Below are 23,932 nucleotides of genomic sequence, written 5' to 3' on the forward strand. Positions count from 1 at the left end.
CTACAAGGGCCCGTCGGGCATTGGGCGTTGGGTAGGGCTTGGCGTCGTCGCAGACAATCTGATCAATATCGGCCTCGCTCTCGCAGCTTCAGCCAAACGCTGAGACCATCCCCTTCTTCCTCTCCACCGCGCACTGAAACCAAGGCCGCCGATCTCGGCGGCCTTGGCCTTTGTTGCCTCGCCACGCAGAAACTCAAAAACGGCATTTTTGCGCCGGAAAGTAGCTAAACGGGTCTCGCTCGGGTAGTCCCACATAGCATCTCAGCGAGAAGATGATGGCTCCGCCGGCCGATGAGACCCCGCTCGTTTCGTCTGGAAGATCTCCTCGCGGATGCGGCGCACCAGGTAGCTGGCGCTGCTCAGGTGGCCGACGGCCACGAAGATCGCGATCGCGGCGAACAGCGGGTCCTGGTTGAGGGCGGATTTCGGATCCAGCAGGGCCAGGGCCAGCGCGAGCAGAACGAAGATCCACGCCATCGACGCGATGGCGGCATGAACGTAGATCCAAAGGCGCTTCATGGCCATCCTTTCAAGCCGTGACTCGATCGTGTCGTTACGCAAGCGCAAGCCCGGATCAGGGCCGCGCGCCGCCGGYCGGCCCCAGTACCACCGGTGGGCCCGGGGGCGACTTGAATCCATAGAAGCGCTCGTTGAGGTGGCGCGTGACGGCAACGATGTCCTCTTCGCTCCAGTTCAGCGCGCCCGCGGCCTGCCAGCGTGCCACCTGCGCCTGCAGGCTGTTCCAGTCGGCGGCCAGCCTGCGGTCACGCCAATGCACCTGCGTCGTGTGGCAGGCGATGCAGTGCGTCGTGTACAGCAGTTCACCGCGCGTCTGGGCACCGGCCGCGGGGCCAAACAAGCTTGCCGCGACCAGCAGGCAGGCGGCCGGGAACCGGGCCGGGTGGGCGCGCTGCCGGCGCACGGGATCAGGATGCAGTTCGTTCATCGGGGTCCCTTTCGACGATGGAAGTTCCATCATCCTGTGCCTCCGCACGGACCGTTTGATGCAGCGCAATCGGCGACCCGGTCGATAGGTGAATCGTGAACCGCCGACGGCCGGATTGCGCGCGATCAAGGTCCGGGCGGCGCGGTCGATCTAGCGTCACGGACGTCTCGCAACGCGGCCGATCGGCAGCCAGCCTCTGCCCTCCCACCCAACCAGGGAACGACCATGAGAATCACCATTCACACCGACACGGCGGCACCGTGCGAACTTCAGGTGGGCACGGCCCACCACCCCTACCCCGGCGCGCTTCCCAAAGTCGGGCAGACCCTCGTGATCCCCGATGATGCCAAGGTCGACGAATCCGCCAAGGGGCGGACCAAGGTCACCAAGATCATCTGGCACTACAACACGGCGGCGAGTTCGCTCTGGCCCGAGATCGTCTGCAGGCGCTAGGCCGCATTGCCGCACAGTGAGCCGCCTGGTCGACACCCGACGACTCCACGGTGGTCAACCACCTGCGCGTCAGCCCCTGAGAGGGGTGCTGCGGGATTCCACCAAGGCATGCCCCGGCCCGGTGCGGCGCATACTGACGACAGACCCGTGCCGCCCCCCCGGCCGCGGGCGGCAGCCAGGAGACACGCTTTGCAGCGAACTAACATTGCCAACCCGGCCTATTTCCACAAGGTCGTCGATTGCCAGTACGCCTGTCCGGCGCACACCCCCGTTCCCGAGTACATCCGGCTGATCGCGCAGCGCCGCTACAGCGACGCCTACATGATCAACTGGGTCTCCAACGTCTTCCCCGGCATCCTCGGGCGCACCTGCGACCGGCCCTGCGAGCCGGCCTGCCGGCGCGGGCGAGTGGAGGAAAGCAACGCCAAGGACCCTGAGCCGGTGGCGATCTGCCGGCTCAAGCGGGTCGCCGCCGACATGAAGGACGACGTGCGTTCGCGCATGCCGAAACTGGAACCGAAGAACGGCAAGCGCATCGCCTGCGTCGGCGCGGGGCCGGCCTCACTGACCGTCGCCCGCGACCTCGCGCCACTGGGCTACGAGGTCACGGTGTTCGATGGCGAAGCCAAGGCGGGCGGCTTCATCCGCACCCAGATCCCGCGCTTCCGGCTGCCCGAATCGGTGATCGACGAGGAGACCGGTTACATCCTCGATCTCGGCGTCGAATTCCGCAGCGGCGAGCGCATCGATTCGATGAAGGCCCTGATGGCGCAGGGCTGGGACGCGATTTTCGTCGGCTGCGGCGCGCCGCGCGGGCGCGACCTGGAGGTGCCCGGCCGCCGGGACGCCGCGGACAGCATCCACATCGGCATCGACTGGCTCAATTCGGTCTCGTTCGGCCACGTGACGCAGATCGGCCGGCGCGTGATCGTGCTCGGCGGCGGCAACACGGCGATGGACTGCTGCCGCTCGGCCCGCCGCCTGGGCGGCAGCGACGTCAAGGTGATCGTGCGCAGTGGCTTCGAGGAAATGAAGGCCTCGCCCTGGGAAAAGGAAGACGCCCAGCACGAAGGCATCCCGATCATCAACTTCCATGTGCCCAAGGCCTTCGTGCACGAGAACTGCAAGCTGCTGGGCATGCGCTTCGAGATCGTCCGGGCCGAATACGACGACCAGGGCCGCCGCTCGCTGGTGCCCACCGGCGAGCCCGATGCCTTCTTCGAATGCGACGAGGTGCTGGTGGCGGTGGGCCAGGAAAACGCCTTTCCGTGGATCGAGCGCGACTGCGGCCTCGCCTTCGACAAATGGGGGTTGCCCAAGCTCGACGAGAAGACTTTCCAGTCGTCGGTGGCCAACGTGTTCTTCGGCGGCGATGCGGCCTTCGGCCCGAAGAACATCATCACGGCCGTGGCCCATGGCCACGAGGCTGCCGTGTCGATCGACCGGCTGCTTCATGACGAAGCGGTCTACATCCGGCCCGCACCGATGACCAACCTGGTGTCCCAGAAGATGGGCATCCACGAGTGGAGCTACGACAACGACACCTCCAACGACCTGCGCTACAAGGTGCCCTGGGCCAAGGCCGAAGCGGCACTGGCCAGCATCCGCGTGGAGGTCGAGCTGGGCTTCGACGCCGCCACCGCCTTCAAGGAGGCCGAGCGCTGCCTCAACTGCGACGTTCAGACCGTGTTCACCGAGCCCGCCTGCATCGAATGCGACGCCTGCGTGGACATCTGCCCGATGGACTGCATCAGCTTCACCGCCAACGGCGAGGAGAGCGACCTGCGCACCCGGCTCAAGGCGCCGGCGCTGAACCTGGCGCAGGACCTGTACGTGTCCGGCGGCCTCAAGACCGGCCGCGTGATGGTCAAGGACGAGGACGTCTGCCTCCACTGCGGCCTGTGCGCCGAGCGTTGCCCGACGGGCGCCTGGGACATGCAGAAGTTCCTGCTCGAGATGACCCCGGCCGGCTCGGGCTGCCGCGATGCACACGTCGTGCCGAAGCAGGGGGTGCCGGCATGAGCGTTGGAACCATGCGACAAATTGAAGCGGTCAACGACTTCGTCATCAAATTCGCCAATGTGAACGGCTCGGGCTCGGCTTCGGCCAACGAGCTGTTCGCCAAGGCCATCCTGCGCATGGGCGTGCCCGTGAGCCCGCGCAACATCTTCCCGAGCAACATCCAGGGCCTGCCGACCTGGTACGAGGTGCGCGTCACCGAGCGGGGCCACCTGGGCCGGCGCGGCGGCACCGACATGATGGTGGCGATGAATCCGCAGACCTGGGATGCCGACGTGGCCGAGCTCGAGCCCGGCGGCTACCTGTTCTACGACAGCACGCGGCCGCTGCCGCCGTCGAAGTTCCGCGACGACATCCGCATCATCGGCATGCCGCTGACCGAGATCTGCAACGCGGTGTATCACGACCCGCGGCAGCGCCAGCTGTTCAAGAACATCGTCTACGTGGGCGCCCTGGCGATCCTGCTGGGGATCGAGCCCGAAGTGGTCGAGAAGCTGTTCGGCGAGCAGTACAAAGGCAAGGAGAAGTTGCTGGCCTCCAACGTGCAGGCGCTGCACCTGGGCTGCGACTTCGCGCGCGAGAACCTGCGCGAACCCGTGGGGCTGAAGGTGCGGCGCGCCGACCGCGTGGGCGACTGGATCTTCGTCGACGGCAACAGCGCCGCCGCCCTGGGCTGCGTCTACGGCGGCGCCACGGTCGCTGCCTGGTATCCGATCACGCCCTCGTCTTCGGTGGCCGAGGCCTTCCAGAAGTACTGCAACAAGTTCCGCGTCGATCCGGCCACGGGCCAGAACCGCTTCGCCATCGTGCAGGCCGAGGACGAACTGGCCTCGATCGGCATGGTCGTCGGCGCCGGCTGGAACGGCGCGCGGGCCTTCACGCCGACCTCCGGGCCCGGCATCTCGCTGATGACCGAGTTCATCGGCCTGGCCTACTTCGCCGAGATCCCCGTCACCCTCATCAACGTGCAGCGCGGCGGCCCGTCCACCGGCATGCCGACGCGCACGCAGCAGGCCGACATCCTCTCGTGCGCCTATGCTTCGCACGGCGACACCAAGCACGTGCTGCTGTTTCCCGAGGACCCGCACGAGTGCTTCGAGCACGCGGCGGCGGCGCTCGACCTGGCCGACCGGCTGCAGACGCCAGTGTTCCTGATGACCGACCTCGACATCGGCATGAACCAGCGGCTGTGCAAGCCCTTCGCCTGGGACGACAGCAAGGCCTACGACCGCGGCAAGGTGATGACCGCCGAGGAACTGGAGGCCGGCCGCGACTTCGGCCGCTACAAGGACGTCGACGGCGACGGCATCCCCTGGCGCACGCTGCCGGGCACGCACCCGACCAAGGGCAGCTTCTTCACCCGTGGCACCACGCGCGACGCCTACGCCCGCTACTCCGAGCGCGGGCCCGACTACATCTACAACATGGAGCGGCTGCTGAAGAAGTTCCGCACCGCCGCCACGCTGGTGCCGCAGCCGGTACCGCGCCCCGCGGCCGAGAAGACCGACCTGGGGGTGATCTACTTCGGCTCGACCAGCCCGTCGATGCACGAGGCGCTCGATGAACTCGAAGCGCGCGGCATCCACCTCGACGCGCTGCGGCTGCGCGCCTTCCCGTTCCCGGACAGCGTGCCGGAGTTCCTGGCGCAGCATCCGCAGGTGTTCGTGGTCGAGCAGAACCGCGACGCCCAGATGCGCAGCCTGCTGGTCAACGAACTGGACATCGACCCCGCGCGCCTGATCCGCGTGCTGCATTTCGACGGCACGCCGATCACGGCGCGCTTCATCGTCGAGGCGATCAGCGCGCACGTCCGGGCCCACGCGCCCCGCGCCACCGAACCCAAGGAAGCCGCATGACCTATCTCGCCAAGCCCCGGCTGCACCATCCGACGCTGGCCACCAACAAGGTCGGCTACACGCGGCGCGACTACGAAGGCAAGATCTCGACGCTGTGCGCCGGCTGCGGCCACGACTCGATCTCGGCCGCCATCATCGAGGCCTGCTGGGAGCTCGACATCGAGCCGCACCACGTGGCCAAGCTCTCGGGCATCGGCTGCAGCTCCAAGACGCCGGACTACTTCCTGGGCGCCTCGCACGGCTTCAACACCGTGCACGGGCGCATGCCCAGCGTGCTGACAGGCGCCAACCTGGCCAACCGCGACCTGCTGTACCTGGGCGTTTCGGGCGACGGCGACTCGGCCTCCATCGGCCTGGGCCAGTTCGCCCACGCGATGCGGCGCGGAGTTCGCATGGCCTACATCGTCGAGAACAACGGCGTCTACGGGCTGACCAAGGGCCAGTTCTCGGCCACGGCCGACCAGGGTTCGAAAAGCAAGAAGGGGGTGGTCAACACCGACAGCCCGGTCGACCTGGTCGCCATGGCGTTGCAACTGGGTGCTAGCTACGTCGGACGCGGCTTTTCGGGTAACAAAGCGCAACTTGTGCCACTGATCAAGGGCGCGATCAGCCATGGCGGCTCGGCCTTCATCGACGTCATCAGCCCCTGCGTCGCCTTCAACAACCACCCCGGCAGCACCAAGAGCTACGACTACGTGCGAGAGCACAACGAGGCCGTGAGCCGGATCGACTTCATCAGCGCGCGCGAAGAGATCACGGTCGACATGGTGCCGGGCGAAGTACTGGACGTGCGCCAGCACGACGGCACCCTGCTTCGGCTGCGAAGCCTGCATGCCGGCTACGACCCGGGCGACCGCTACGCCGCCATGGCCCACATGCAGCGGCACCAGGAGATGGGCGAGGTCGTGACGGGGCTGCTCTATGTCGACCCGCTGGCCACCGACCTGCACACCGCACTCAACACCAGCGACCGGCCGCTCAACACGCTGGGCCCGGCCCAGCTCTGCCCCGGCGCGAAGGCGCTCGACCGGCTCAACGACTCCTTGCGCTGAAGCGGGGCGACGGGCACCATAGCGCTTCCTTCGGAGGGCGGACCATGGACGAACGCACTGTTTTCCAGTCGATCTCGCGCAAGCACGTGACCAGCCTGAGCCCCCAGGCCAGCGCCCGCGATGCCGCCTGCGTGATGACGCGCGCCAACTGCGGCAGCGTGCTCGTGATGGAGCCGCCCGACACCCTGCTCGGCATCCTGACCGAGCGCGACCTGATGACGCGCGTACTGGCCCGCGGGCTCGATCCCGATCGCACCACGGCGCGCGAGGTCATGACACCCAACCCGATCTGCGTGGCGCCAGATACGCTGGTGTCCGATGCCGTCGTGCTGATGCTCGAGCGCGGCTTCCGGCACCTGCCGCTGGTGTCGGGCACCAAGATCCTCGGCGTGTTCTCGGTCCGCGATGCACTGCCGCGGGAGATCGGCGCGGCGCTCAGCCAGGCGGAGTTCAACGAGCAGGTGAACGACGTCCTGGGTTGACCGCGGCGACGGCCCTCGCATCTACCGCGGCACATCGACGTCCGCCACGGGCGCGTCCAGCACGATCTGCCCCGCCGTCAGCGTATTGACGGTCGCCCCGGCGATCTCCATCAGGATGCTCGCGCGTTCGGACGCCATGTAGGCCGTCAGGTGAAGCACCGGCCGCTCGTCCATGTCATGCATGAGCCGCACCAGCTTCAACAGCGGGGCCCCGACCTCCGTGTGCAGCAGGCCAGCGCGATGCGGGTCGGCCACGGTGGCGGTGATCTCCTGCACCACCCGGCCGAACTTCACGCCCTGCGCCATCAGGATCTCATAAAGCGCCTTCTTCTTGAGCTCGGCCTCGGTGGCGCGACGACCGATGGCCGTCGGCACCCAGGCGTCGGTCAGCATGGCCGGCTCGCCGTTGCGGTTCGATCGAACCCGCAACGCATGCACCGCCTTCTCGCCCACGGGCAGCGCCAGCAGCCGTGCCACGTCGGCCGGCGGCACCGTCCGCACGACTTCGACGACCCGGACCACCGTTTCGGTCGCGGTCTTGCGCAGGCTGTCGATCACGCTGAGGCTCAAGGGCGGGCGCGCCTGCATCGCGGCTTCGCGGACGAAAGTGCCGCGGCCGTGCCGGCGCTCCACCAGCCCGAGCGCCGCGAGGTCGCCCAGCGCCCGCCGCACCGTGATGCGGGAGACCCCGAAGCGTTCGCAGAGCGTCTCCTCGTTCGGCAGGGCGCCGCCCGCGAATAGTCCGCGCGAGATCTCGTCGCGCAGCACCAGGAATATCTGTCGATGAAGGGCCGTGCCGCGCCCGCTGCTCATCGACGTGTCAGCCGTCGCCGTGTTCATGGCCGCGAGCATACCCTGTTGACTTGTGATTATGTTGTGATACTCTTAGTACAACTTAACAGAAACGACGAGGTCTGCACATGGCGTCAGCCACCCTTCGCGAACTCCTGGCCGCGCCCGGCATGTTGATCGCCCCGGGCGCCTACGACGCCATCGGCGCGCGGCTGATCGAACAGGCTGGTTTCAGCGCGGTGTACATGACCGGCGCCGGCACCTCAGCTGCACGCGGCTACCCCGACTTCGGCCTGCTCGACATGGGCGAGATGGTCGCCAATGCGGCAACGATGGGCCGAGCGATCGGCGTGCCGCTGATCGCCGATGCCGACACCGGCTATGGCAACGAACTGAACGTGACGCGCACGGTGCGCGAGTACGAGTCGCGCGGCGTGGCCGCGATCCACATCGAAGACCAGGTCTCGCCGAAGCGCTGCGGCCATCTCGACGGCAAGGAAGTGATCTCCCGCCGGGACTTCGTCTCGAAGATCCGGGCCGCGGTCGAGGCGCGCCGCAGCAAGGAGTTCGTCATCATCGCGCGCACCGATGCACGCGCCATGCTCTCGCTCGACGAGGCCGTCTGGCGCGGCAACGCGGCGCTCGAGGCCGGGGCCGACTTGGCCTTCATCGAAGCCACGCAGACCCTGGACGAAGTGGCCGCCGTGCCGAGGCGGGTGCATGGCCCCTGCCTGCTGAACGTGGTGCCCGGCGGCCGGACGCCGATCTTCGATCTGGACGAAGCCGAAGCCATGGGCTACAAGCTCGCGATCCTGCCCGGCCTGATGCTCAAGGCCGCCATCGAAGCCGGCGACGCGGCGCTCGCCGAACTCAAGGCCACGCGCCAGGCGCCGGCGGTGTCGCAGAGCGTGGCGCAGACCTTCAGGCGCTTCGGCGCCGACGAGTGGGACGCCCTGCGGACCCGCTTCGTTGCGGGCGCGGCCATTGAGCAGAAGTAATACGGCCATGAACGCGCGAACACTCTTCGACAAGCTCTGGGAGGCCCACGTGGTGCGCGACCTCGGCGACGGCTGGCCGCTGCTGCACATCGACCGCCACCTGCTGCACGATCTCTCGGGTCCGCCGGCGCTGGCCGAGGTGAGCGCACGCGGCCTGCCCCTGCATGACCCCAGACTGGTCTTCGCGACGCCCGATCATGCGATGTCGAGCCAGCCCGGCCGCAACGGCCTGAGCTATGTGCCCGGCGGCAAGCTGTGGACCGCGCTGCGCGACCGCACGCGCTCGGCCGGGGTCCGCTTCTTCGATCTCGGCCAGCCGGGCCAAGGCATCGTGCATGTCATGGGCCCGGAGCTCGGCATCGTGCTCCCCGGCCTGACTGTGATCTGCGGCGACAGCCACACATGCACCAACGGCGGCCTCGGCGCCATGGCCTTCGGGGTCGGCTCGTCGGAGAGCACGCATGCGCTGGCGACGCAGACCCTTCGGCAACAGAAGCCCAGGCAGATGCGCATCCGCTGCGAGGGCCGGCTCCGGACCGGCGTCACCGCCAAGGACCTGGCATTGCACATCATCGGCAGGCTCGGCGCCGCGGCCGGCGTGGCCCACGCGATCGAGTTCGCCGGCCCCGCGATCGAGGCCATGGAAGTGGAAGGCCGCCTCACGCTCTGCAACCTCTCGGTCGAGCTCGGCGCCCGCTTCGGCATGGTGGCGCCCGACGAGCGCACCTTCGACTACCTTCGAGGCCGCCCGTTCGCACCGCAAGGCTCCGCCTTCGACGCCGCGGTCGCGCAGTGGCGGCTGCTGGCGGGCGACGCCGATGCGAGCTTCGATCGCGAGGAGATCATCGATGCGTCGGCAGTCCGGCCGACCGTGACCTGGGGCACCAGCCCGGAACACGCCGTGGCGATCGACGGCCGCGTGCCCGATCCGCGCGACGCGCTCGACGCATCGCAGCGCGACGCGTTCGCCGCCGCGCTCGACTACATGGGCCTCGAGGCAGGCCAGAAGATCGCGAACACGCCGGTCGACTGGGTCTTCATCGGTTCCTGCGCCAACTCACGCCTGTCGGACCTGCGCGCGGCCGCAGAGGTGGCGCGCGGCAGGCGCGTCGCGCCGGGCGTGACGGCATGGGTCGTCCCCGGCTCCGAGGCGGTCAAGCGTGCGGCCGAAGCTGAAGGCCTTCGCGCCGTGTTCGAAGACGCCGGCTTCGCCTGGCGCGAGCCCGGATGCAGCATGTGCGTGGCGGCCAACGGCGAACAGGTGCCACCGCAGCAGCGCGCTGTTTCGACCTCGAACCGCAACTTCGTCGGCCGCCAGGGACCGGGTGCGCGCACGCACCTCGCGAGCCCGGCAATGGCCGCGGCGGCAGCCATCGCCGGCTGCATCACCGATCTGGAGCCCCGATGAACACCGCAGCTTCCGCCGCAGCGGCCCTGCCGCCCTTCACCGTCGTGACCGGCGCGGCGCCGTACCTGGCCCGGCCTAACGTCGACACCGACGTCATCATCCGCATCGAACGACTCACCACGCTCGCCAAGGACGAGCTCGGCCCCTTCGCGATGGAAGCCCTGCGCTTTCGCGCCGACGGCAGCGAGGACCCGGATTTCATCCTGAACCAGCCGGCGTTTCGCGGCGCGCCGATCCTGCTGACCGGCGACAACTTCGGCTGCGGCTCGTCGCGCGAAGGCGCCGTGTGGGCCCTGCAGGGCCTCGGCATCCGATGCGTCATCGCGCCGAGCTTCGGCGACATCTTCTTCAGCAACTGCTTCCAGAACGGGGTGCTGCCGATCCGCCTGCCGGCCGCGAGGATCGAGGCGCTCGCAGCGGCGTGCGGCGCCGGCGCGGCACTGACGGTCGACTTGCAGCAGCGCGAGCTGATCGCGCCCGACGGCAGCGCGACCCCCTTCGCCATCGACCCGATGCGCCGCGAGGGCCTGCTGCACGGGCTGGACGACATCGGCCTCACGCTCAAGGACGATGCACTGATTCGCGAATGGCAGCAGGCCGACCGAATGCGCCGCCCCTGGGCCTGGCCCGATGACGCAACCCTGCCGGCGCAAGCCTGACGACCCGACTCGCCCGAAGAACAGAGAGACAAGAAAGATGATCCGTTTGCCTTGGAAAAAGACCGGCCCGCTGCTGGCCCTGGCGACCGCGCTCGCGGCACCCGCTGCCGGCGCGCAGACCGTCTGGAAGCCGGACCGCCCGGTCGCCCTGGTGGTGCCCTACTCGGCCGGCGGCGGCACCGACGCCACCGCGCGGGCCGTGGCGCGCCGGCTCGGCGAACTCTGGGGCCAGCCGGTGGTGGTCGAGAACATGCCTGGCGCCGACGGCCTGATCGGCACGCGCCGCGTGATGGAAGCCAAGCCCGATGGCCACACGCTGCTGCTGCAGGTGCCGGCGATCGTGGTCACCAAATACACGCCGGGCCTGAAAGGCATCGACCCGCTGGCGCGCCTGGACCCGGTCAGCGCCGTGTCGGTGTCGCCGGCCGCGATCGTCGCCAGCGCCAAGGTTCCGGCCCGCACGCTGGCCGAGTTCGTTGCCTACTGCAAGACGGCCACGACGCCCTGCTCGCTGGCCAGCGGCGAAAGCCTGGCGCGCATCTCCGCCAGGCAGCTCGCGGCGGAGGCAGGCATTCCGAACCTGATTGTGGTCAACTACCGCGGCACCGGCGCCATCGTGACCGACATGATCGCCAACAACGTCAACATGGCGTTCACCGGCATCACCGCCGCGCTGCCGCACTACAAGGCCGGCACGCTGAAGATCTTCGCGACGCAGGGGCAGAAGCGGGCCGCGGCGCTGCCCGATGTGCCGACTTCCGCCGAAGCCGGATTCCCGCAGTTCCAGTCGGTCACCTGGTATGGGCTCTTCGCGCCCAAGGGCACGCCTGCCAACGTCACGCAAGGCATCGTCGCCGGACTGCGCGAAGCGGTGAAGGACGCCGACGTCCAAAAGACCATCGCCGCCGCCGGCGCCGAGCCGCTGGTCAATTCGCCCGCCGAGTTCGCCGCGCAGGTGCGCGAGGAAAGTGAACGCCTGGGCCTTCTCGTCAAACAGTACCCGCTGGAGTGAAACCGATGACCCTGCCCTCATCCACCAGCCCGGCCGCGGCAGCGACCGACCCGGCCGGCCCGACCGGCCAGCTGTGCGCCTGGCTCGCCGGCTTCTCGCTCGACCAGGCGCCGGCCTCGGCCCGCGAGCGCGCCAAGGCGCTGACGCTCGACGGCATCGCCTGCGCCCTCGTCGGGGCCCAGCTGCCATGGTCGCGCACCGCCGCGCGCATCGTGCAGAAGTTCGAAGGCACGGGCGACCGGACCCTCGTCGGCTGGGGCGCGAAGACCAGCGCGCCGGCGGCGGCGCTGCTCAACGGCACCTTCATCCAGGGCTTCGAACTCGACGACTACCATCCGCTCGGTCCGCTTCACAGCGCGTCGATCGTGCTGCCCGCGCTGTGGGCGGCGGCCGAGGGCGAAGGCGCCCCGGTCAGCGGCCGCCAGTTCCTCGAGGCGGCCATGGTCGGCTACGAGGTCGGCCCGCGTGTCGGTATGGCGCTGCACGGCGCCCAGATGCTGTCGCGCGGCTGGCACTCAGGGTCGGTGTTCGGCACCCATGCCGCCGCGGCCGCGGTCGGCAAGCTACTCGAGCTCGATGCGGGCCGCCACGAAGACGCGCTCGGTCTTGCAGGCACACAGTCGGCCGGCCTCATGGCCGCGCAGTACGAGGCCATGTGCAAGCGCATGCACCACGGCTTCTCGGCCCGCAACGGGCTCTATGCGGCGGTGCTGGCCGAGGGCGGCTACACCGGCATCAAGCGGGTGTTCGAACGCCCCTACGGCGGCTTTCTCTCGACCTTCGGCGAAGGGCACGATCCCGACGCGTCGCAGATCACGAGCGGGCTCAGCGAGCGCTGGGAGGTCGAGCGCATCGTCATCAAGCCCTACGCGGCCATGGGCGGCATCCACTCCCCGCTCGATGCGCTGTTCGACATCGCGGCGCAGCGCGCCCTGAAGGCCGACGAGATCGCACGCATCGAATGCGAGGTCTCGCATGCGGTGTTTCACCATGGATGGTGGGTGCCCGAGCGCCCGCTGACGCCGATCGGCGCGCAGATGAACATCGGCTATGCGCTCGCGGTGGCGGCCATCGACGGCGCCGCGATGGTGCAGCAGTTCTCGCCGGCACGCATCGATGCCGACGACGTCTGGGCGCTGCTGCGCAAGGTCGAGGTGCGGCACGACCCGGCCTTCGACGCCGGCGGCATGCACAAGCGCGGCCAGACACGTGTCGCCGTCACCTTCACCGACGGCCGGCGCATCGTGGCCGAGCGCGCCACCTCGCGTGTGATCGAGAAGCCGCAGGACACGGCAGGCGTCGTTGCCAAGTACCGCACGCTGACCGACGGGCTGATCGACCCGGCGCGCCAGCGGACCATCGAAGAGCAGGTGCTGGCCATCGAGGACCTCGCCGACGTGCGCGATCTGATGCAGCTGCTGGGGCCGACCGCGCGCCCGGCCTTCGAATGACGAATCCCATGATCCTGGAGACGACATCCATGCTCGCAACTCGTAGCCTCATCGCCGTCGCCGGCCTTGCGCTCAGCGCGCCGCTCTTCGCGCAGTCCGCCGCCACCGACTGGCCGACGCGGCCGATCCGGATCGTCGCGCCCTATGCCGCCGGAGGCGCCGGCGACGAAACCGCGCGCACGGTGGCCGAGGGCCTGTCGAAGGCCCTCGGCCAGCCGGTGGTGATCGACAACAAGCCCGGCGCGGGCGGTGTCATCGGCGCCGACGCGGTCGCCAAGTCGGCGCCCGACGGCTACACGCTGCTGGCGGGTGCCAACGGCACGCTGATCAACCCGATGATCCACCCGAAGATCCCCTACGCGCCGGCCGACCTGGCCCCGGTGAGCGGGGTGTCCTTCTCGCCCTCGCTGCTGGTCGCCGACATCGACACCGGCGTCGCGACACTGAAGCAGCTCCAGGCTTATGCCAAGGCCAATCCCAAGGGCATCTTCTTCGGCACCACGGGCATCGGCAGCACCGGCCATTTCTCGGGGGAGATGATCAAGGCGAGCCTCGGCGTGCCCCTGACCTTCGTGCAGTACAAGGGCAGCGGCGAGACCAACGCCGCCTTGCTCGGGCATCAGGTGCAGCTGATCTCCGACGTGCCCAACAAGGCCCTGGTCGGACTCGGCAAGGCCGGCCGCGTGCGGATGCTGGCGGTGGCATCGGACAAGCGCATGGCGCAGCTGCCCGAGGTGCCGACCACCGCCGAGGCCGGTTTCCCCGACATCCGCATGACCCATTGGCTCGGCCTCTTCGCGCCCAAGGGAACGCCGCCCGCGGTGCTCGATAGGATCAACGCGGCGGTGCAGGCCTTCGTCACCTCGCCGGCCGAGCGCGCCAATCAGGCTGCACGGAACTCCGAGCCGCTGGTCGGCGACCGCGCACAGTTCACCGCCTTCATCGATGGCGAGACGGCGCGGCTCGGCAAGATGGCCAAGGACCTGAAGATCGTCGCCGAATGAGCCCGCCGGTGCACGGCCGGCTGCCGGCGGTCTTCATGCGCGGCGGCACCAGCAAGGCGCTGGTGTTCCATGCCCGTGACCTGCCGGCCGACTGGACGGCGTGGGAGGCGATCTTCCTGGCCGCGATGGGCAGTCCCGATCCGCATGGCCGCCAGCTCGACGGCATGGGCGGCGGCGTGACCTCGGTGTCGAAGGTGTGCGTGGTCGGCCCGCCGACGCGCGACGACGCCGACATCGACTACAGCTTCTTCCAGGTGCTGGTGCGCGAGGCGCGGGTCGCGACGCATGGCAACTGCGGCAACATGTCCGCGGCGATGGGCCCGTTCGCGGTCGACGAAGGCCTGCTGCAGTGCCGGGGCGACGAGGCCACGGTACGCATCCACAACACCAATACGCGCAAGATCATCCGCGCGACCTTCCCGCTGGCGGAGGGCCGCGCGGCCATCGACGGCGACTTGGTCATCCCTGGCGTGGCCGGCAGCGGCGCGCCGGTGCGCCTCGATTTCCTGGCGCCCGGCGGCGCCGCCACCGGACGGCTGCTGCCGAGCGGCCGCACCAGCGATCGGCTCCGGATACCGGGCATCGGCGAGGTCGAGGCATCGATCGTCGACGCCGCCAACCTGTGCGTTTTCGTGGCGGCGGCCGACCTCGGCCTTTCAGGCACGGAACTGCCTGAGGCACTGGAGCGCGACGGCGCGGCGCTGGAAAGACTGCGCGCGGTCGGCCTGGCGGCGGTCATGGCGCTGGGCCTGGCGCCCGAAGCCGATGCGGCGCGCCGCAAGCTTCCGTTGATCGCGCTGGTCGCGGCACCGACCGATGCGCCCACGCTGTCGGGCGAGGCAATCGCGGCCGACGCTTCCGATCTCTGCATCCGCATGCTGTCGAGCGGCCAGCCGCATCGCGCCCTGCCCGCCACCGGAGCGGTCTGCACCGCCGTCGCGATGGGGCTGCCGGGCAGCGTCGCGCACCGGCTTGCGCGGCCGTCGAGCGGCGCACCGCGCCGGCTCGCAATGCCTTCCGGCGTGATCACCGTCGATGCGTCCGTGGCCCTGCGCGACGGCCTCTGCGAGGTTGAAGCAGGCACGCTGTACCGCACGGCGCGGCGTCTTTTCGACGGCCACGTCTGCTATTGAGCATCCCAAGCTCGCACGCGGGCCAGGCGCTCCCGAAGAAACAGGGATGCGCTACAAGGTGAACGGCAGCGCCGGGATGACCGAAAAGTCAATGGTGCGAACTCTCGGCGTTATCGGCGCCGGGCGGTGAGCCCGCTATTGAGCATGGTCCGGGAATCGCCGGCGACATTGGTGAGCGCAGCGATGCGCATCCCGCTTGAGAGATCGAGTCGAATTCGACGTTTCCCATGGCGCTGCCGACGATGTTGGAGCAAGCCATGGCAGTTCGCAAGCGCGATGACGAGGTATTTCCCAATGCGGCCGGGATCGATGTCGGCGCCTCCAGCCACTGRGTGGCGGTGCCACCGCACTTGGCCGAGGAATCGGTGCGCGAGTTCGGCGCGATGACCGATGACCTGAACGCGCTGGCCGAATGGCTCAAGGCGCTGGTGCAGATGAACCTGCAGCTCACGGAGGTGCTCACCGACGTCATGGGCCTGACCGGGCAGGCGATCATCCGCGCCATCGTAGCGGGCGAGCGCGATGCGAAGTCATTGGCGCGCCACCGACACAGCCGAGTCAAGGYCWGCGCCCAGGAGATCATCAAGGCGTTGACGGGCAACTGGCGCGAGGAGCACTTGWTCGTGCTGCGCCAGGCGCTGGCGATGTATGRCGACATCGCCCGGCACCTGGGCGAATGCGATGCGAAGCTGGACGCRCTGCTGGCCGAGTTGGGTCAGTGCCAGGTCGATCTGGGCAACGTGCCCAGGGCTGGCAGCAAGATGCGACACGAATTCGACACGCGCCAGACTCTGGCCAACTGSGCCGGGGTGGATCTCACGCGCATCAACGGCCTGGGATTGACTGCGGTGATGAAGATCCTCTCGGAGATCGGCCCCGACCTGAGCCGCTTCGCCAACGTCAAGCATTTCTGCTCCTGGCTGGGGTTGTGTCCGGGCACCAAGATCAGCGGCGGCAAGGTGCTCTCGGCAAAGACCAAACGCTCGGCCAACCGCGTGCGCCAGGCACTGAAGATGGCAGCAATGAGCCTGTCGCGCAGCGACTCGGCCCTGGGGGCGTTCTACCGCCGGCTTTGCGCTCGCATGGCCAAACCTCAGGCCAACACCGCCACCGCCCACAAGCTCGCAAGGATGGTGTACTTCATGCTGACTCGGGGTGAGGACTTCGTCGACCAGGGCCAACAGCGCTACGAGGAACAGCAGCGCCAGCRCAGCGTCGCCGCCCTCAGACGCCGCGCCGCCGCGCTCGGCTTCCAGATCAATCCCACCGCCGCAGCAATGTGAAACCAGACGGCGTCGGTTCTGTTTCTTGAGGTCGACGCACCCCTACGGCGGCGGTGCTCCGAGCAGCTTCGCGGTGCGCTCGACCCCCGCCTGATTCTTGGCCGCCACCGCCACGTCGCGCGCCCGTGTCCAATAGTCCCTGGCAAGCTCCGGTTTGTCGGCGGACGCCTGGCCCAGCAACAGCAGGTCCTGGTAGATCTTCTCGCTCGCTCCGGCCGCCTTGTCCATCTTCAAGGCCTCGGCAAGCGACGCTACCGCCGCCGCAGGCGTCCGCATCGCGATGTAGGCACTGCCCTGCAGGCGCAGCGCGTTGGCCTTCTCGAGCGCGTCGTCCTTGGCCAGCGCGCCATGGGCCTGCTGCGCCAATCGCAATCCTTCTTCGGGGCGCCCGCCGTTCAGCGCCAGGTAGGCCTTCAGGTTGAGGATCTTGCCCCGAACGCTGCAATTGCTGCCGCAGAGTGCGGCGGCCCGATCGAGCGACTGGCCGGCGCCGGCGGCATCGGTCGCCTGCAGGGCCATCGCGCGACGCAACGCGGCTTCGGCGCGTCGGTCGTTGCTGAACGCCAGGCGAAGCTCATCCTGCACCCGATCCAACTCCTTCAGCGCCTCGTCCTGGCGGCCCATGCCCAGATAAACCATCGACAGGTTGAGCCGCGTGGCTGCGATGGCATCGTCGTCCTCGATCGATTGCTCGACCCCCAGCGCCTGCTCGAAGAACGCCAGCGCGCGCGGCAGGTCGCCGGCCTTGTAGCGGTCCATGCCCTGCGTGTTGTAGCCCTGGGCCCGGATGTCGGCCTGCGAGCGCAGCGGTGGCGACGAGCACCCCGCCAGCACGGCCATCGCGGCGGCACAGGCGGCGCAGGCCATCAGTCTCAGTGCGCGCTTCATGGGCTCTCCCCCGGCAGCGGCAGCCCGCCGATGCTGTCGATCGGCAGCGACTGCGGCGTGGTCGGGGTACCGGTCAGCAGGCTGATCGGCCAGGTCTGGCGTGCGTTGCTCACCATCTGGTTGGTCTGCGTCGCCGCGGCCTGCACCTGCTCGAGCACGCCGGGCAGCTTCTCGCCGGCCTGGGCCGCCATGGCCTGCAACTCGGCACTGGCCTGCTGCGAAGTGGCCGCGGCCTGCTGCACCTTCTCGATCACCGCGGGTGCGGCCTGCGCCACGGCGTCGATGGTCTGGCCGGCCTTGTGAATGGTGGCCACCGCACCGCCCTCGATGGTCTTCACGGCCTGCTGGGTCTGCTGGAGCACCTCGACGGTCTTCTCGGTGAGCGCGGGCATCTTGTCCACGACCTCCTGGCCAGCCTTCAGCGTCTGCTGGAAACTGCCGTCCGGGTCGGTCAGGCTTTCGGTCAGCTTGCGCGCATCGGCAATCGCCGGCAGCAGCGCCGTCTGCAGCTCCTGCACGATCAGGCTGCCTTCCTTGCCGCGCTCGAATGCCAGCACGTCGCCGGAGTCCACTGCTTGCGTGCCGCCGCGCGGGGGCAGCAGGTCGATCGCCGGCTTGCCGAGCGCGTTGTCCTGGGCCAGCCGAGCCCGCGTCCCCTTCGGGATCTGCGCCATGTGTTCGTGGCCGATGCCCAGTTCGACCCTGGCGCCGCGGTCGCCGGAAGGCGCCACCGCCAGCGCGATGCCTCGGACCCTGCCGATCACCAAGCCGTGGGTCGTCACCGGCATGCCCTCGGCCATGCCGGCCGCGTCCGGCACCTCGACATAGAGCCGGTCCTGGCGGCTGAACAAGCCCTGCTGGTGGGCGATGTAGGCCAGCASCGCCGCGATGGCCAGGACCAGCAGCGCGACGGCGGGAAGCGCCCAGCGCCTTGTATTGGGTTCGGACATCGAGATCCTCCGTCCAGTGAAAGTGAAGGGGCAGGACGGTTGCCGCAGGCCCCGCCGGGGCCTTCGACTCTAGGCTCTGGCGGCACGCTCATGGTATCGGACCAAAGGCCTATAGATGGAAAGCCCGGCGCCGTGCACCAATGCCGCACGTCCCGGACATTCCAAATGCTCTGTTTTGGACCATTTGGTCAAACATGTGCATGAAGATTGACGCAAGTCATTGATCTCAAACGGATTTGTGGGTGGCACGGTCTGTGCAATCCCCAGCCCAACCTTCCCTCAAGTCCCAGGAGTCCCCATGAACATCGGCATCTTCATCCCCATCGGCAACAACGGCTGGCTGCTGTCGGAGAACGCACCGCAGTACAAGCCGAGCTTCGAACTCAACAAGCGGATCACGCAGCGCGCGGAGCACTACGGCATGGACTTCGTGCTGTCGATGATCAAGCTGCGCGGCTTCGGCGGCAAGACCGAGTTCTGGGACCACAACCTCGAATCCTTCACCCTGATGGCCGGCCTGGCCGCCGTGACCACGAAGATCAAGCTGTTCGCTACCGCCGCGTCGCTGGTAATGCCGCCGGCGATCGTCGCGCGCATGGCCTCGACCATCGATTCGATCTCGAACGGGCGCTTTGGCCTGAACCTCGTGACCGGCTGGCAGCGGCCCGAGTACTCGCAGATGGGCATGTGGCCCGGCGACGAGTTCTTTGCAACCCGCTACGCCTACCTGTCCGAATACATCCAGGTGCTGCGCGACCTGTTGGGCAAGGGCCAGTCCGATTTCAAGGGCACGCACTTCCAGATGGACGACTGCCGCCTGAGCCCGCAGCCGCAGGCGGACATGAAGGTGATCTGTGCCGGCCAGAGCGATGCGGGCATGGCGTTCTCCGCCCAGTACGCCGACTACAACTTCTGCTTCGGCAAGGGTGTGAACACGCCCAGGGCTTTCGCGCCGGCCGCCGAGAAGCTGATCGAAGCCGCGAAGAAGACCGGCCGCCACGTCACGACCTACGTGCTGATGATGGTCATCGCGGACGAGACCGACGAGGACGCGCGTGCCAAGTGGGAGCACTACAAGGCCGGTGCCGACCACGAGGCGATCGCCTGGCTCGGCGCGCAGGGCGCCGCCGACACGAAGTCCGGCGCCGACACCAACGTGCGCCAGATGGCCGATCCGACCTCCGCCGTCAACATCAACATGGGCACGCTAGTCGGCTCGTACGCCAGCGTCGCGCGCATGCTCGACGAGATGGCCGAGGTGCCGGGCACCGAAGGCGTGCTGCTGACCTTCGACGACTTCGTCAACGGCATCGAGGCCTTCGGCGAACGCATCCAACCCCTGATGAAGAGCCGCGTCGGTGCCGACACGCCGGTGCCGTCGCAAGTGCAGCAGCTGGCCCTCGCAGCCTGATCGACCGATCGGCAAGAGATTGGCAATGAGCACCATCAAGAACACCACCCTGACCTCCATCACGCCGGTCGGCGTGCCCAACGCCCCGGGCGCACCTGCGCCGCTGGTGCTGCCCGCGCGCCCCGAACCCCTGGCGCTGCACTGCGCCAACTCGGCCCTGATCGTGGTCGACATGCAGAACGCCTATGCGTCGATCGGCGGCTACGTCGACGCGGCAGGCTTCGACATCTCGGGCGCGCAGGGCGTGATCGACAACATCGCGCGCAGCATCGCCGCCGCACGTGCGGCCGGCATGCGGATCGTGTTCCTGCAGAACGGCTGGGACGCCGGCTATGTCGAGGCAGGAGGCCCGGGCTCGCCCAACTGGTACAAGTCGAACGCGCTCAAAACCATGCGCAGGAAGCCCGAACTGCAGGGCAAGTTCCTCGCCAAGGGCGGCTGGGACTACGAACTGATCGACGCGATAAAGCCGCAGACCGGCGACATCGTGATCCCGAAGACGCGCTACAGCGGCTTCTTCAATAGCACGCTCGACGGCACGCTGCGCGCGCGCGGGATCCGCAACCTGGTGTTCACCGGCATCGCGACCAACGTCTGCGTCGAGTCGACGCTGCGCGACGCCTTCCACCTCGAGTACTTCGCCGTGATGCTCGAGGACGCCACGCACGAGCTCGGCGGCGAAGCGATCCAGAAGGCGGCCGTCTACAACGTCGAGACCTTCTTCGGCTGGGTCTCGACGGTCGACGATTTCTGCCGCACCCTCGCGCCCCGAGCCGCGTCCCAAGCTACCCCGGCCGAAACGGCCACCGCCTGATACGAGTCTATCCCGAGAAGGAGCAACCATGCCCAAGCAAGCCATCATCCCGCCCGGCACCACCACCCCGATCGCGCCCTTCGTGCCCGGCACCATGGCCGACGGCGTCGTCTACGTGTCGGGCACCCTGCCCTTCGACAAGGACAACAACGTCGTGCACGTCGGCGACGCCACGGCGCAGACCCGGCACGTGCTCGAGAGCATCAAGAGCGTCGTCACGACCGCTGGCGGCACCATGGACGACGTGACCTTCAACATGATCATGATCAAGGACTGGGCCGACTACGCCAAGGTCAACGCGGTCTACGCCGACTACTTTCCGGGCGTGAAGCCGGCACGCTACTGCATCCAGTGCGGCCTGGTGAAACCCGACGCGCTGGTCGAGATCGCCTCGATAGCGCACATCGGCACGAAGGCCTAAGCATGCCGCTGCATTTCGAGGTGCATGGACCGGCCGAAGGCGATGCGGTGCTGCTGTCGTCGGGCCTCGGCGGCTCGGCCGGCTTCTGGCAGCCGCAGCTCGGCGCGCTGCTCGCGGCGGGCCATCGCGTGATTGCCTACGACCAGCGCGGCACCGGACGCAGCCCGGCCTGCCTCGCCGAGGGCTATGCGATCGCCGACATGGCGCGCGACATGATCGAGATCATGGACACGACATCGACGCCGCGCTGCCACATCGTCGGTCATGCGCTGGGCGGCCTGGTGGGCTTGCAACTGGCGCTCGACGCGCCCTCGCGGGTCGCCAGCCTGGCGCTGGTCAATGCGTGGTCCCGCCCCAATCCGCATTCGGCGCGCTGCTTCGATGCGCGCCTCGCGCTGCTCGGCGCCCGCGGCCCCCGCGCCTATGTCGAGGCGCAGCCGATCTTCCTGTACCCCGCCGCTTGGTGCGCCGGGCATGCACAGCGCGTCGCCGACGAAGTCGAGCATGCCGTGGCGCACTTCCCGGGCGAAGCCAACATGCGCGCGCGCATCGCCGCGCTGCGCGCCTTCGACGTCGATGCTCGACTGCCGGACATCGCCGTGCCGACGCTGGTCGCGGCCGCCACCGACGACGTGCTGGTGCCCTGGACCTGCTCGCAACGCCTCGCCGACGGCCTGCCCAACGCCACGCTGGACCGTGTGCCGCACGGCGGCCATGCGCACAGCGTGACCGACCCCGAGACCTTCAACCGCAGCCTGCTGGCATTCCTGGCCCGCGTGACGACCCCCGAGACCACCCCATGACCCGCACCCTGGATGACGCCATGCTGGCGACCCTCTTCACCGAAGCCCGCTCGCACAACGGCTGGACCGCCGAGCCGGTCTCCGACGCGATGCTCCGCAAGCTGTACAAACTGGCCCGCATGGGTCCGACCTCTGCCAACTGCTCGCCAGGCCGCTTCGTCTTCGTGCGCACTGCGGAGGCGAAGCAGCGCCTTGCGCCGGCCTTGTCGAAAGGCAATCTCGAGAAGACGATGAGCGCGCCCGTGACCGTGATCGCCGCGTTCGACAAGACCTTCTACGAAGAACTGCCGAGGCTCTTCCCGCACGGCGATGCCAGGAGCTGGTTCACCGGCAGCCCCGAGCTCGCGCACGAGACCGCATTCCGCAACGGCACGCTGCAAGCCGCCTACCTGCTGCTCGCCGCGCGCTCGCTCGGCCTCGATGCCGGTCCGCTGTCGGGCTTCGACAAGGGCAAGGTGGACGCCGCGTTCTTCGCCGGCAGCACCTGGACCTCGAACTTCCTGATCAACCTCGGCCGCGGCGACGCCTCGAAGCTGTTCGGCCGCCTGCCGCGCCTCGAATTCGAGCAGGCCTGCACCCTGGCCTGAGCACGGCCAAAACCCTTCGAGGAGTCCCGCCCATGTTGAACGCCACCGCACTTGCCGCTGCATCGAATGCCGCCGCTGCCGCACCCGACAGCACAGGCCTGTCGCTGGAAAAGACCGACTACCGCAACGCCATGTCCCGACTGGGCGCGGCGGTCAACATCATCACCACCGATGGCCCCGCCGGTCGCGCCGGCTTCACCGCCTCCGCGGTCTGCAGCGTGACCGACGAGCCGCCCACGCTGCTCATCTGCCTCAACCGCACGGCGTCGGTGTATCCCGCGTTCCAGGCCAACGCCGTGCTGTGCGTAAACGTACTCGCCGCCGGGCACCAGGCGCTGTCCGGCGTCTTCGGCGGCAAGACGCCGATGGACGATCGCTTCGCCGCGGGCTGCTGGCGCACCGGCCGCACGGGTTCGCCCGTGCTCGAAGGCGCGGCCGCATCCTTCGACTGCCGGGTCGTGCGCAGCACCCACGTCGGCACCCACGACGTGCTGTTCTGCGAAGCCGTGGCGATCACGCTCGGCGACGCCGCGCACGGCCTTATCTACTTCGATCGGCGCTATCACGACATCGTGGCCCAGCCCCACTGACCCTCGCTACAACGGCGCCGAAATTCCTTCGAGGACGATGCGCTGCACGTTGGCCACCGCCTGCTCGAAGAACTCCGGGTCGTCGAGCGTGCGGCCGGTGATGGCCTGCACCTGGACGCCGAAATCGGCGTAGTGCTGGGTGGTGGCCCAGAGCGCGAAGATCAGGTGGTGCGGGTCCACCGTCGCCAGCTTGCCGGCGGCCACCCAGTCGCGGATCACCTCCGACTTCCGGTCGACCAGGTCGCGCAGCTCCTGCCCGAGTTCATCGCGCAGCAGCGGCGCGCCCTGGATCATCTCGAGGCAGAACAGGCGTGATGCATCGGGCTGGTCGCGCGAGATCACGAGCTTGCGCCGGATGTAGCTGCCGATGGCTTCGCGCGGGTCCTGGTCGGCATGAAAACCGCGCAGCGGCTCGAGCCAGACAGCAAGCAGCTCGCGCAGCACCGACACATACAACTCCTCCTTGTTGGCGAAGTAGTAGAGCAGGTTACTCTTGGACACGTCGGCGCGCGCGGCCACCTGGTCGACGCTGGTGCCATGCAGGCCGAAGCGCGAGAACAGGCCCAGGGCGGCGGCCAGGATCACGCTGCGCTTGTCCTCGATCTGGCGCAGGCGCCGGCTCAGCGCGGCTGGACTGCGCGCGACCCGAGCCCGCTTCGCGATGACGCGTTGCGGCGCCTTGGCCTTGCCCGGCTTCACCGTCGCGCCCGCCCGTGTCGTGGCCGTTCGCCCCGCTGGTGTCTTTGGCATGTGCTGCTGTGCTCCTGGTGTGTCGTCGAATGTCACGCGTCGTTTCCTTGCACGAGTCGTACCCGCGCATCGCCCCTGGCTGGACTATGCGGCGCACCATGCCGAGGCGCAGGGGTCCGCGCGGTCGGCGGCCGCGCCGTCGCAGCCTAGTGTATTTGTCCATTTGGTCC

General features: G+C 68.5%; 25 protein-coding genes. 19 read left to right on the plus strand and 6 right to left on the minus strand.

What is annotated here, in order from left to right; all coding sequences use genetic code 11:
* Positions 1–261: 261 nt before the first annotated feature.
* Positions 262–519: a hypothetical protein gene (locus AC1DY5_RS02015; protein WP_478107893.1), complete on the minus strand. Its 258-nt coding sequence runs from the start codon at positions 517–519 to the stop codon at positions 262–264.
* Positions 520–574: 55 nt separating this feature from the next.
* A complete protein-coding gene (locus AC1DY5_RS02020) occupies positions 575–946 on the minus strand; it encodes a cytochrome C (protein WP_478107895.1) in 372 nt (123 codons plus the stop codon).
* 225 nt (positions 947–1,171) lie between these two features.
* On the opposite strand from AC1DY5_RS02020, the gene AC1DY5_RS02025 reads away from it, so the two are divergent.
* The 5 genes from AC1DY5_RS02025 (at position 1,172) to AC1DY5_RS02045 (ending at position 6,808) form a co-directional block, all read left to right on the plus strand.
* Entirely contained in the window at positions 1,172–1,399 is a 228-nt protein-coding gene (locus tag AC1DY5_RS02025; protein WP_478107898.1) for a hypothetical protein, read from the plus strand.
* Between the two features lie 189 nt (positions 1,400–1,588).
* Entirely contained in the window at positions 1,589–3,421 is a 1,833-nt protein-coding gene (locus tag AC1DY5_RS02030; RefSeq protein ID WP_478107900.1) for an FAD-dependent oxidoreductase, read from the plus strand.
* A gap of 11 nt (positions 3,422–3,432) precedes the next feature.
* Entirely contained in the window at positions 3,433–5,274 is a 1,842-nt protein-coding gene (locus AC1DY5_RS02035) for a 2-oxoacid:acceptor oxidoreductase subunit alpha (RefSeq protein ID WP_478107902.1), read from the plus strand.
* Positions 5,271–6,326 carry a 2-oxoacid:ferredoxin oxidoreductase subunit beta gene (locus AC1DY5_RS02040; RefSeq protein ID WP_478107904.1) on the plus strand — a complete coding sequence of 352 codons (1,056 nt, stop codon included), beginning with the start codon at positions 5,271–5,273 and terminating at the stop codon, positions 6,324–6,326. Before AC1DY5_RS02035 ends, AC1DY5_RS02040 begins: the two co-directional genes overlap by 4 nt.
* A 44-nt stretch (positions 6,327–6,370) precedes the next feature.
* A complete protein-coding gene (locus tag AC1DY5_RS02045; protein WP_478107906.1) occupies positions 6,371–6,808 on the plus strand; it encodes a CBS domain-containing protein in 438 nt (145 codons plus the stop codon).
* A gap of 21 nt (positions 6,809–6,829) precedes the next feature.
* Here AC1DY5_RS02045 and AC1DY5_RS02050 read toward each other — a convergent pair whose 3' ends face one another.
* Entirely contained in the window at positions 6,830–7,648 is an 819-nt protein-coding gene (locus tag AC1DY5_RS02050) for a GntR family transcriptional regulator (protein ID WP_478107908.1), read from the minus strand.
* Between the two features lie 80 nt (positions 7,649–7,728).
* Here AC1DY5_RS02050 and AC1DY5_RS02055 point away from each other — a divergent pair, with 80 nt between their 5' ends.
* The 8 genes from AC1DY5_RS02055 to AC1DY5_RS02090 all read left to right on the plus strand — a co-directional run bounded on the left by AC1DY5_RS02055 (position 7,729) and on the right by AC1DY5_RS02090 (position 16,548).
* Positions 7,729–8,598 (plus strand): isocitrate lyase/PEP mutase family protein, encoded by an 870-nt coding sequence (locus tag AC1DY5_RS02055; protein ID WP_478107910.1) that lies wholly within the window; start codon positions 7,729–7,731, stop codon positions 8,596–8,598.
* Positions 8,599–8,605: 7 nt separating this feature from the next.
* Positions 8,606–10,006 (plus strand): 3-isopropylmalate dehydratase large subunit, encoded by a 1,401-nt coding sequence (gene leuC / locus AC1DY5_RS02060; protein WP_478107912.1) that lies wholly within the window; start codon positions 8,606–8,608, stop codon positions 10,004–10,006.
* On the plus strand, positions 10,003–10,665 hold the full coding sequence (leuD, locus tag AC1DY5_RS02065; protein ID WP_478107914.1) for a 3-isopropylmalate dehydratase small subunit: 663 nt from the start codon (positions 10,003–10,005) through the stop codon (positions 10,663–10,665). The genes leuC and leuD overlap by 4 nt, the downstream gene beginning before the upstream one ends.
* Before the next feature lie 37 nt (positions 10,666–10,702).
* Complete coding sequence (locus tag AC1DY5_RS02070) at positions 10,703–11,677, plus strand: tripartite tricarboxylate transporter substrate binding protein (RefSeq protein ID WP_478107917.1); 975 nt, start codon at positions 10,703–10,705, stop codon at positions 11,675–11,677.
* Between the two features lie 5 nt (positions 11,678–11,682).
* A complete protein-coding gene (locus tag AC1DY5_RS02075) occupies positions 11,683–13,128 on the plus strand; it encodes an MmgE/PrpD family protein (RefSeq protein ID WP_478107920.1) in 1,446 nt (481 codons plus the stop codon).
* Between the two features lie 29 nt (positions 13,129–13,157).
* Positions 13,158–14,132: a Bug family tripartite tricarboxylate transporter substrate binding protein gene (locus AC1DY5_RS02080; RefSeq protein ID WP_478107922.1), complete on the plus strand. Its 975-nt coding sequence runs from the start codon at positions 13,158–13,160 to the stop codon at positions 14,130–14,132.
* Positions 14,129–15,265 carry a PrpF domain-containing protein gene (locus AC1DY5_RS02085; protein ID WP_478107923.1) on the plus strand — a complete coding sequence of 379 codons (1,137 nt, stop codon included), beginning with the start codon at positions 14,129–14,131 and terminating at the stop codon, positions 15,263–15,265. The genes AC1DY5_RS02080 and AC1DY5_RS02085 overlap by 4 nt, the downstream gene beginning before the upstream one ends.
* Positions 15,266–15,522: 257 nt before the next feature.
* Positions 15,523–16,548, plus strand: a complete 1,026-nt coding sequence (locus AC1DY5_RS02090) for a transposase (RefSeq protein ID WP_478107926.1) — start codon at positions 15,523–15,525, stop codon at positions 16,546–16,548.
* A gap of 42 nt (positions 16,549–16,590) precedes the next feature.
* Here the strand turns inward: AC1DY5_RS02090 and AC1DY5_RS02095 are convergent, their stop codons facing one another.
* Positions 16,591–17,436, minus strand: coding sequence for a tetratricopeptide repeat protein (locus tag AC1DY5_RS02095; RefSeq protein WP_478107928.1), 846 nt, complete (start codon positions 17,434–17,436; stop codon positions 16,591–16,593).
* The gene (locus AC1DY5_RS02100; protein ID WP_478107930.1) at positions 17,433–18,386 is read right to left on the minus strand and encodes an MlaD family protein; all 954 of its coding nucleotides are present in this window, start codon (positions 18,384–18,386) and stop codon (positions 17,433–17,435) included. Before AC1DY5_RS02100 ends, AC1DY5_RS02095 begins: the two co-directional genes overlap by 4 nt.
* Positions 18,387–18,684: 298 nt before the next feature.
* On the opposite strand from AC1DY5_RS02100, the gene rutA reads away from it, so the two are divergent.
* Genes rutA through rutF form a run of 6 tightly spaced genes read left to right on the plus strand, consistent with a single transcriptional unit; the run spans position 18,685 to position 23,012 of the window.
* Positions 18,685–19,797, plus strand: coding sequence for a pyrimidine utilization protein A (rutA, locus tag AC1DY5_RS02105; protein WP_478107933.1), 1,113 nt, complete (start codon positions 18,685–18,687; stop codon positions 19,795–19,797).
* A gap of 25 nt (positions 19,798–19,822) precedes the next feature.
* Complete coding sequence (gene rutB / locus AC1DY5_RS02110) at positions 19,823–20,611, plus strand: pyrimidine utilization protein B (RefSeq protein WP_478107934.1); 789 nt, start codon at positions 19,823–19,825, stop codon at positions 20,609–20,611.
* 28 nt (positions 20,612–20,639) lie between these two features.
* Positions 20,640–21,032 (plus strand): pyrimidine utilization protein C, encoded by a 393-nt coding sequence (gene rutC / locus AC1DY5_RS02115; RefSeq protein WP_478107935.1) that lies wholly within the window; start codon positions 20,640–20,642, stop codon positions 21,030–21,032.
* A 2-nt stretch (positions 21,033–21,034) separates the two neighbouring features.
* Positions 21,035–21,835, plus strand: a complete 801-nt coding sequence (rutD, locus tag AC1DY5_RS02120) for a pyrimidine utilization protein D (protein WP_478107937.1) — start codon at positions 21,035–21,037, stop codon at positions 21,833–21,835.
* Positions 21,832–22,422: a malonic semialdehyde reductase gene (locus tag AC1DY5_RS02125; protein ID WP_478107940.1), complete on the plus strand. Its 591-nt coding sequence runs from the start codon at positions 21,832–21,834 to the stop codon at positions 22,420–22,422. The genes rutD and AC1DY5_RS02125 overlap by 4 nt, the downstream gene beginning before the upstream one ends.
* 32 nt (positions 22,423–22,454) lie before the next feature.
* Positions 22,455–23,012 (plus strand): NADH-dependent FMN reductase RutF, encoded by a 558-nt coding sequence (gene rutF, locus AC1DY5_RS02130; protein ID WP_478107942.1) that lies wholly within the window; start codon positions 22,455–22,457, stop codon positions 23,010–23,012.
* Positions 23,013–23,018: 6 nt separating this feature from the next.
* On the opposite strand, the gene rutR is transcribed toward rutF, so the two are convergent.
* The gene (rutR, locus tag AC1DY5_RS02135; protein WP_478107943.1) at positions 23,019–23,798 is read right to left on the minus strand and encodes an HTH-type transcriptional regulator RutR; all 780 of its coding nucleotides are present in this window, start codon (positions 23,796–23,798) and stop codon (positions 23,019–23,021) included.
* Positions 23,799–23,932: the final 134 nt, after the last annotated feature.

The organism is Variovorax sp. P4_D9 (assembly GCF_056401695.1).

Bases quoted from the DNA above. Each gene is read 5' to 3' on its own strand.
- AC1DY5_RS02015 (WP_478107893.1), bottom strand. From the start codon at position 519: ATGAAGCGCCTTTGGATCTACGTTCATGCCGCCATCGCGTCGATGGCG.
- AC1DY5_RS02025 (WP_478107898.1), top strand. From the start codon at position 1,172: ATGAGAATCACCATTCACACCGACACGGCGGCACCGTGCGAACTTCAG.
- AC1DY5_RS02035 (WP_478107902.1), top strand. From the start codon at position 3,433: ATGCGACAAATTGAAGCGGTCAACGACTTCGTCATCAAATTCGCCAAT.
- AC1DY5_RS02040 (WP_478107904.1), top strand. From the start codon at position 5,271: ATGACCTATCTCGCCAAGCCCCGGCTGCACCATCCGACGCTGGCCACC.
- AC1DY5_RS02045 (WP_478107906.1), top strand. From the start codon at position 6,371: ATGGACGAACGCACTGTTTTCCAGTCGATCTCGCGCAAGCACGTGACC.
- AC1DY5_RS02050 (WP_478107908.1), bottom strand. From the start codon at position 7,648: ATGAACACGGCGACGGCTGACACGTCGATGAGCAGCGGGCGCGGCACG.
- AC1DY5_RS02055 (WP_478107910.1), top strand. From the start codon at position 7,729: ATGGCGTCAGCCACCCTTCGCGAACTCCTGGCCGCGCCCGGCATGTTG.
- leuC (WP_478107912.1), top strand. From the start codon at position 8,606: ATGAACGCGCGAACACTCTTCGACAAGCTCTGGGAGGCCCACGTGGTG.
- leuD (WP_478107914.1), top strand. From the start codon at position 10,003: ATGAACACCGCAGCTTCCGCCGCAGCGGCCCTGCCGCCCTTCACCGTC.
- AC1DY5_RS02070 (WP_478107917.1), top strand. From the start codon at position 10,703: ATGATCCGTTTGCCTTGGAAAAAGACCGGCCCGCTGCTGGCCCTGGCG.
- AC1DY5_RS02075 (WP_478107920.1), top strand. From the start codon at position 11,683: ATGACCCTGCCCTCATCCACCAGCCCGGCCGCGGCAGCGACCGACCCG.
- AC1DY5_RS02080 (WP_478107922.1), top strand. From the start codon at position 13,158: ATGCTCGCAACTCGTAGCCTCATCGCCGTCGCCGGCCTTGCGCTCAGC.
- AC1DY5_RS02085 (WP_478107923.1), top strand. From the start codon at position 14,129: ATGAGCCCGCCGGTGCACGGCCGGCTGCCGGCGGTCTTCATGCGCGGC.
- AC1DY5_RS02095 (WP_478107928.1), bottom strand. From the start codon at position 17,436: ATGAAGCGCGCACTGAGACTGATGGCCTGCGCCGCCTGTGCCGCCGCG.
- rutA (WP_478107933.1), top strand. From the start codon at position 18,685: ATGAACATCGGCATCTTCATCCCCATCGGCAACAACGGCTGGCTGCTG.
- rutB (WP_478107934.1), top strand. From the start codon at position 19,823: ATGAGCACCATCAAGAACACCACCCTGACCTCCATCACGCCGGTCGGC.
- rutC (WP_478107935.1), top strand. From the start codon at position 20,640: ATGCCCAAGCAAGCCATCATCCCGCCCGGCACCACCACCCCGATCGCG.
- rutD (WP_478107937.1), top strand. From the start codon at position 21,035: ATGCCGCTGCATTTCGAGGTGCATGGACCGGCCGAAGGCGATGCGGTG.
- AC1DY5_RS02125 (WP_478107940.1), top strand. From the start codon at position 21,832: ATGACCCGCACCCTGGATGACGCCATGCTGGCGACCCTCTTCACCGAA.
- rutF (WP_478107942.1), top strand. From the start codon at position 22,455: ATGTTGAACGCCACCGCACTTGCCGCTGCATCGAATGCCGCCGCTGCC.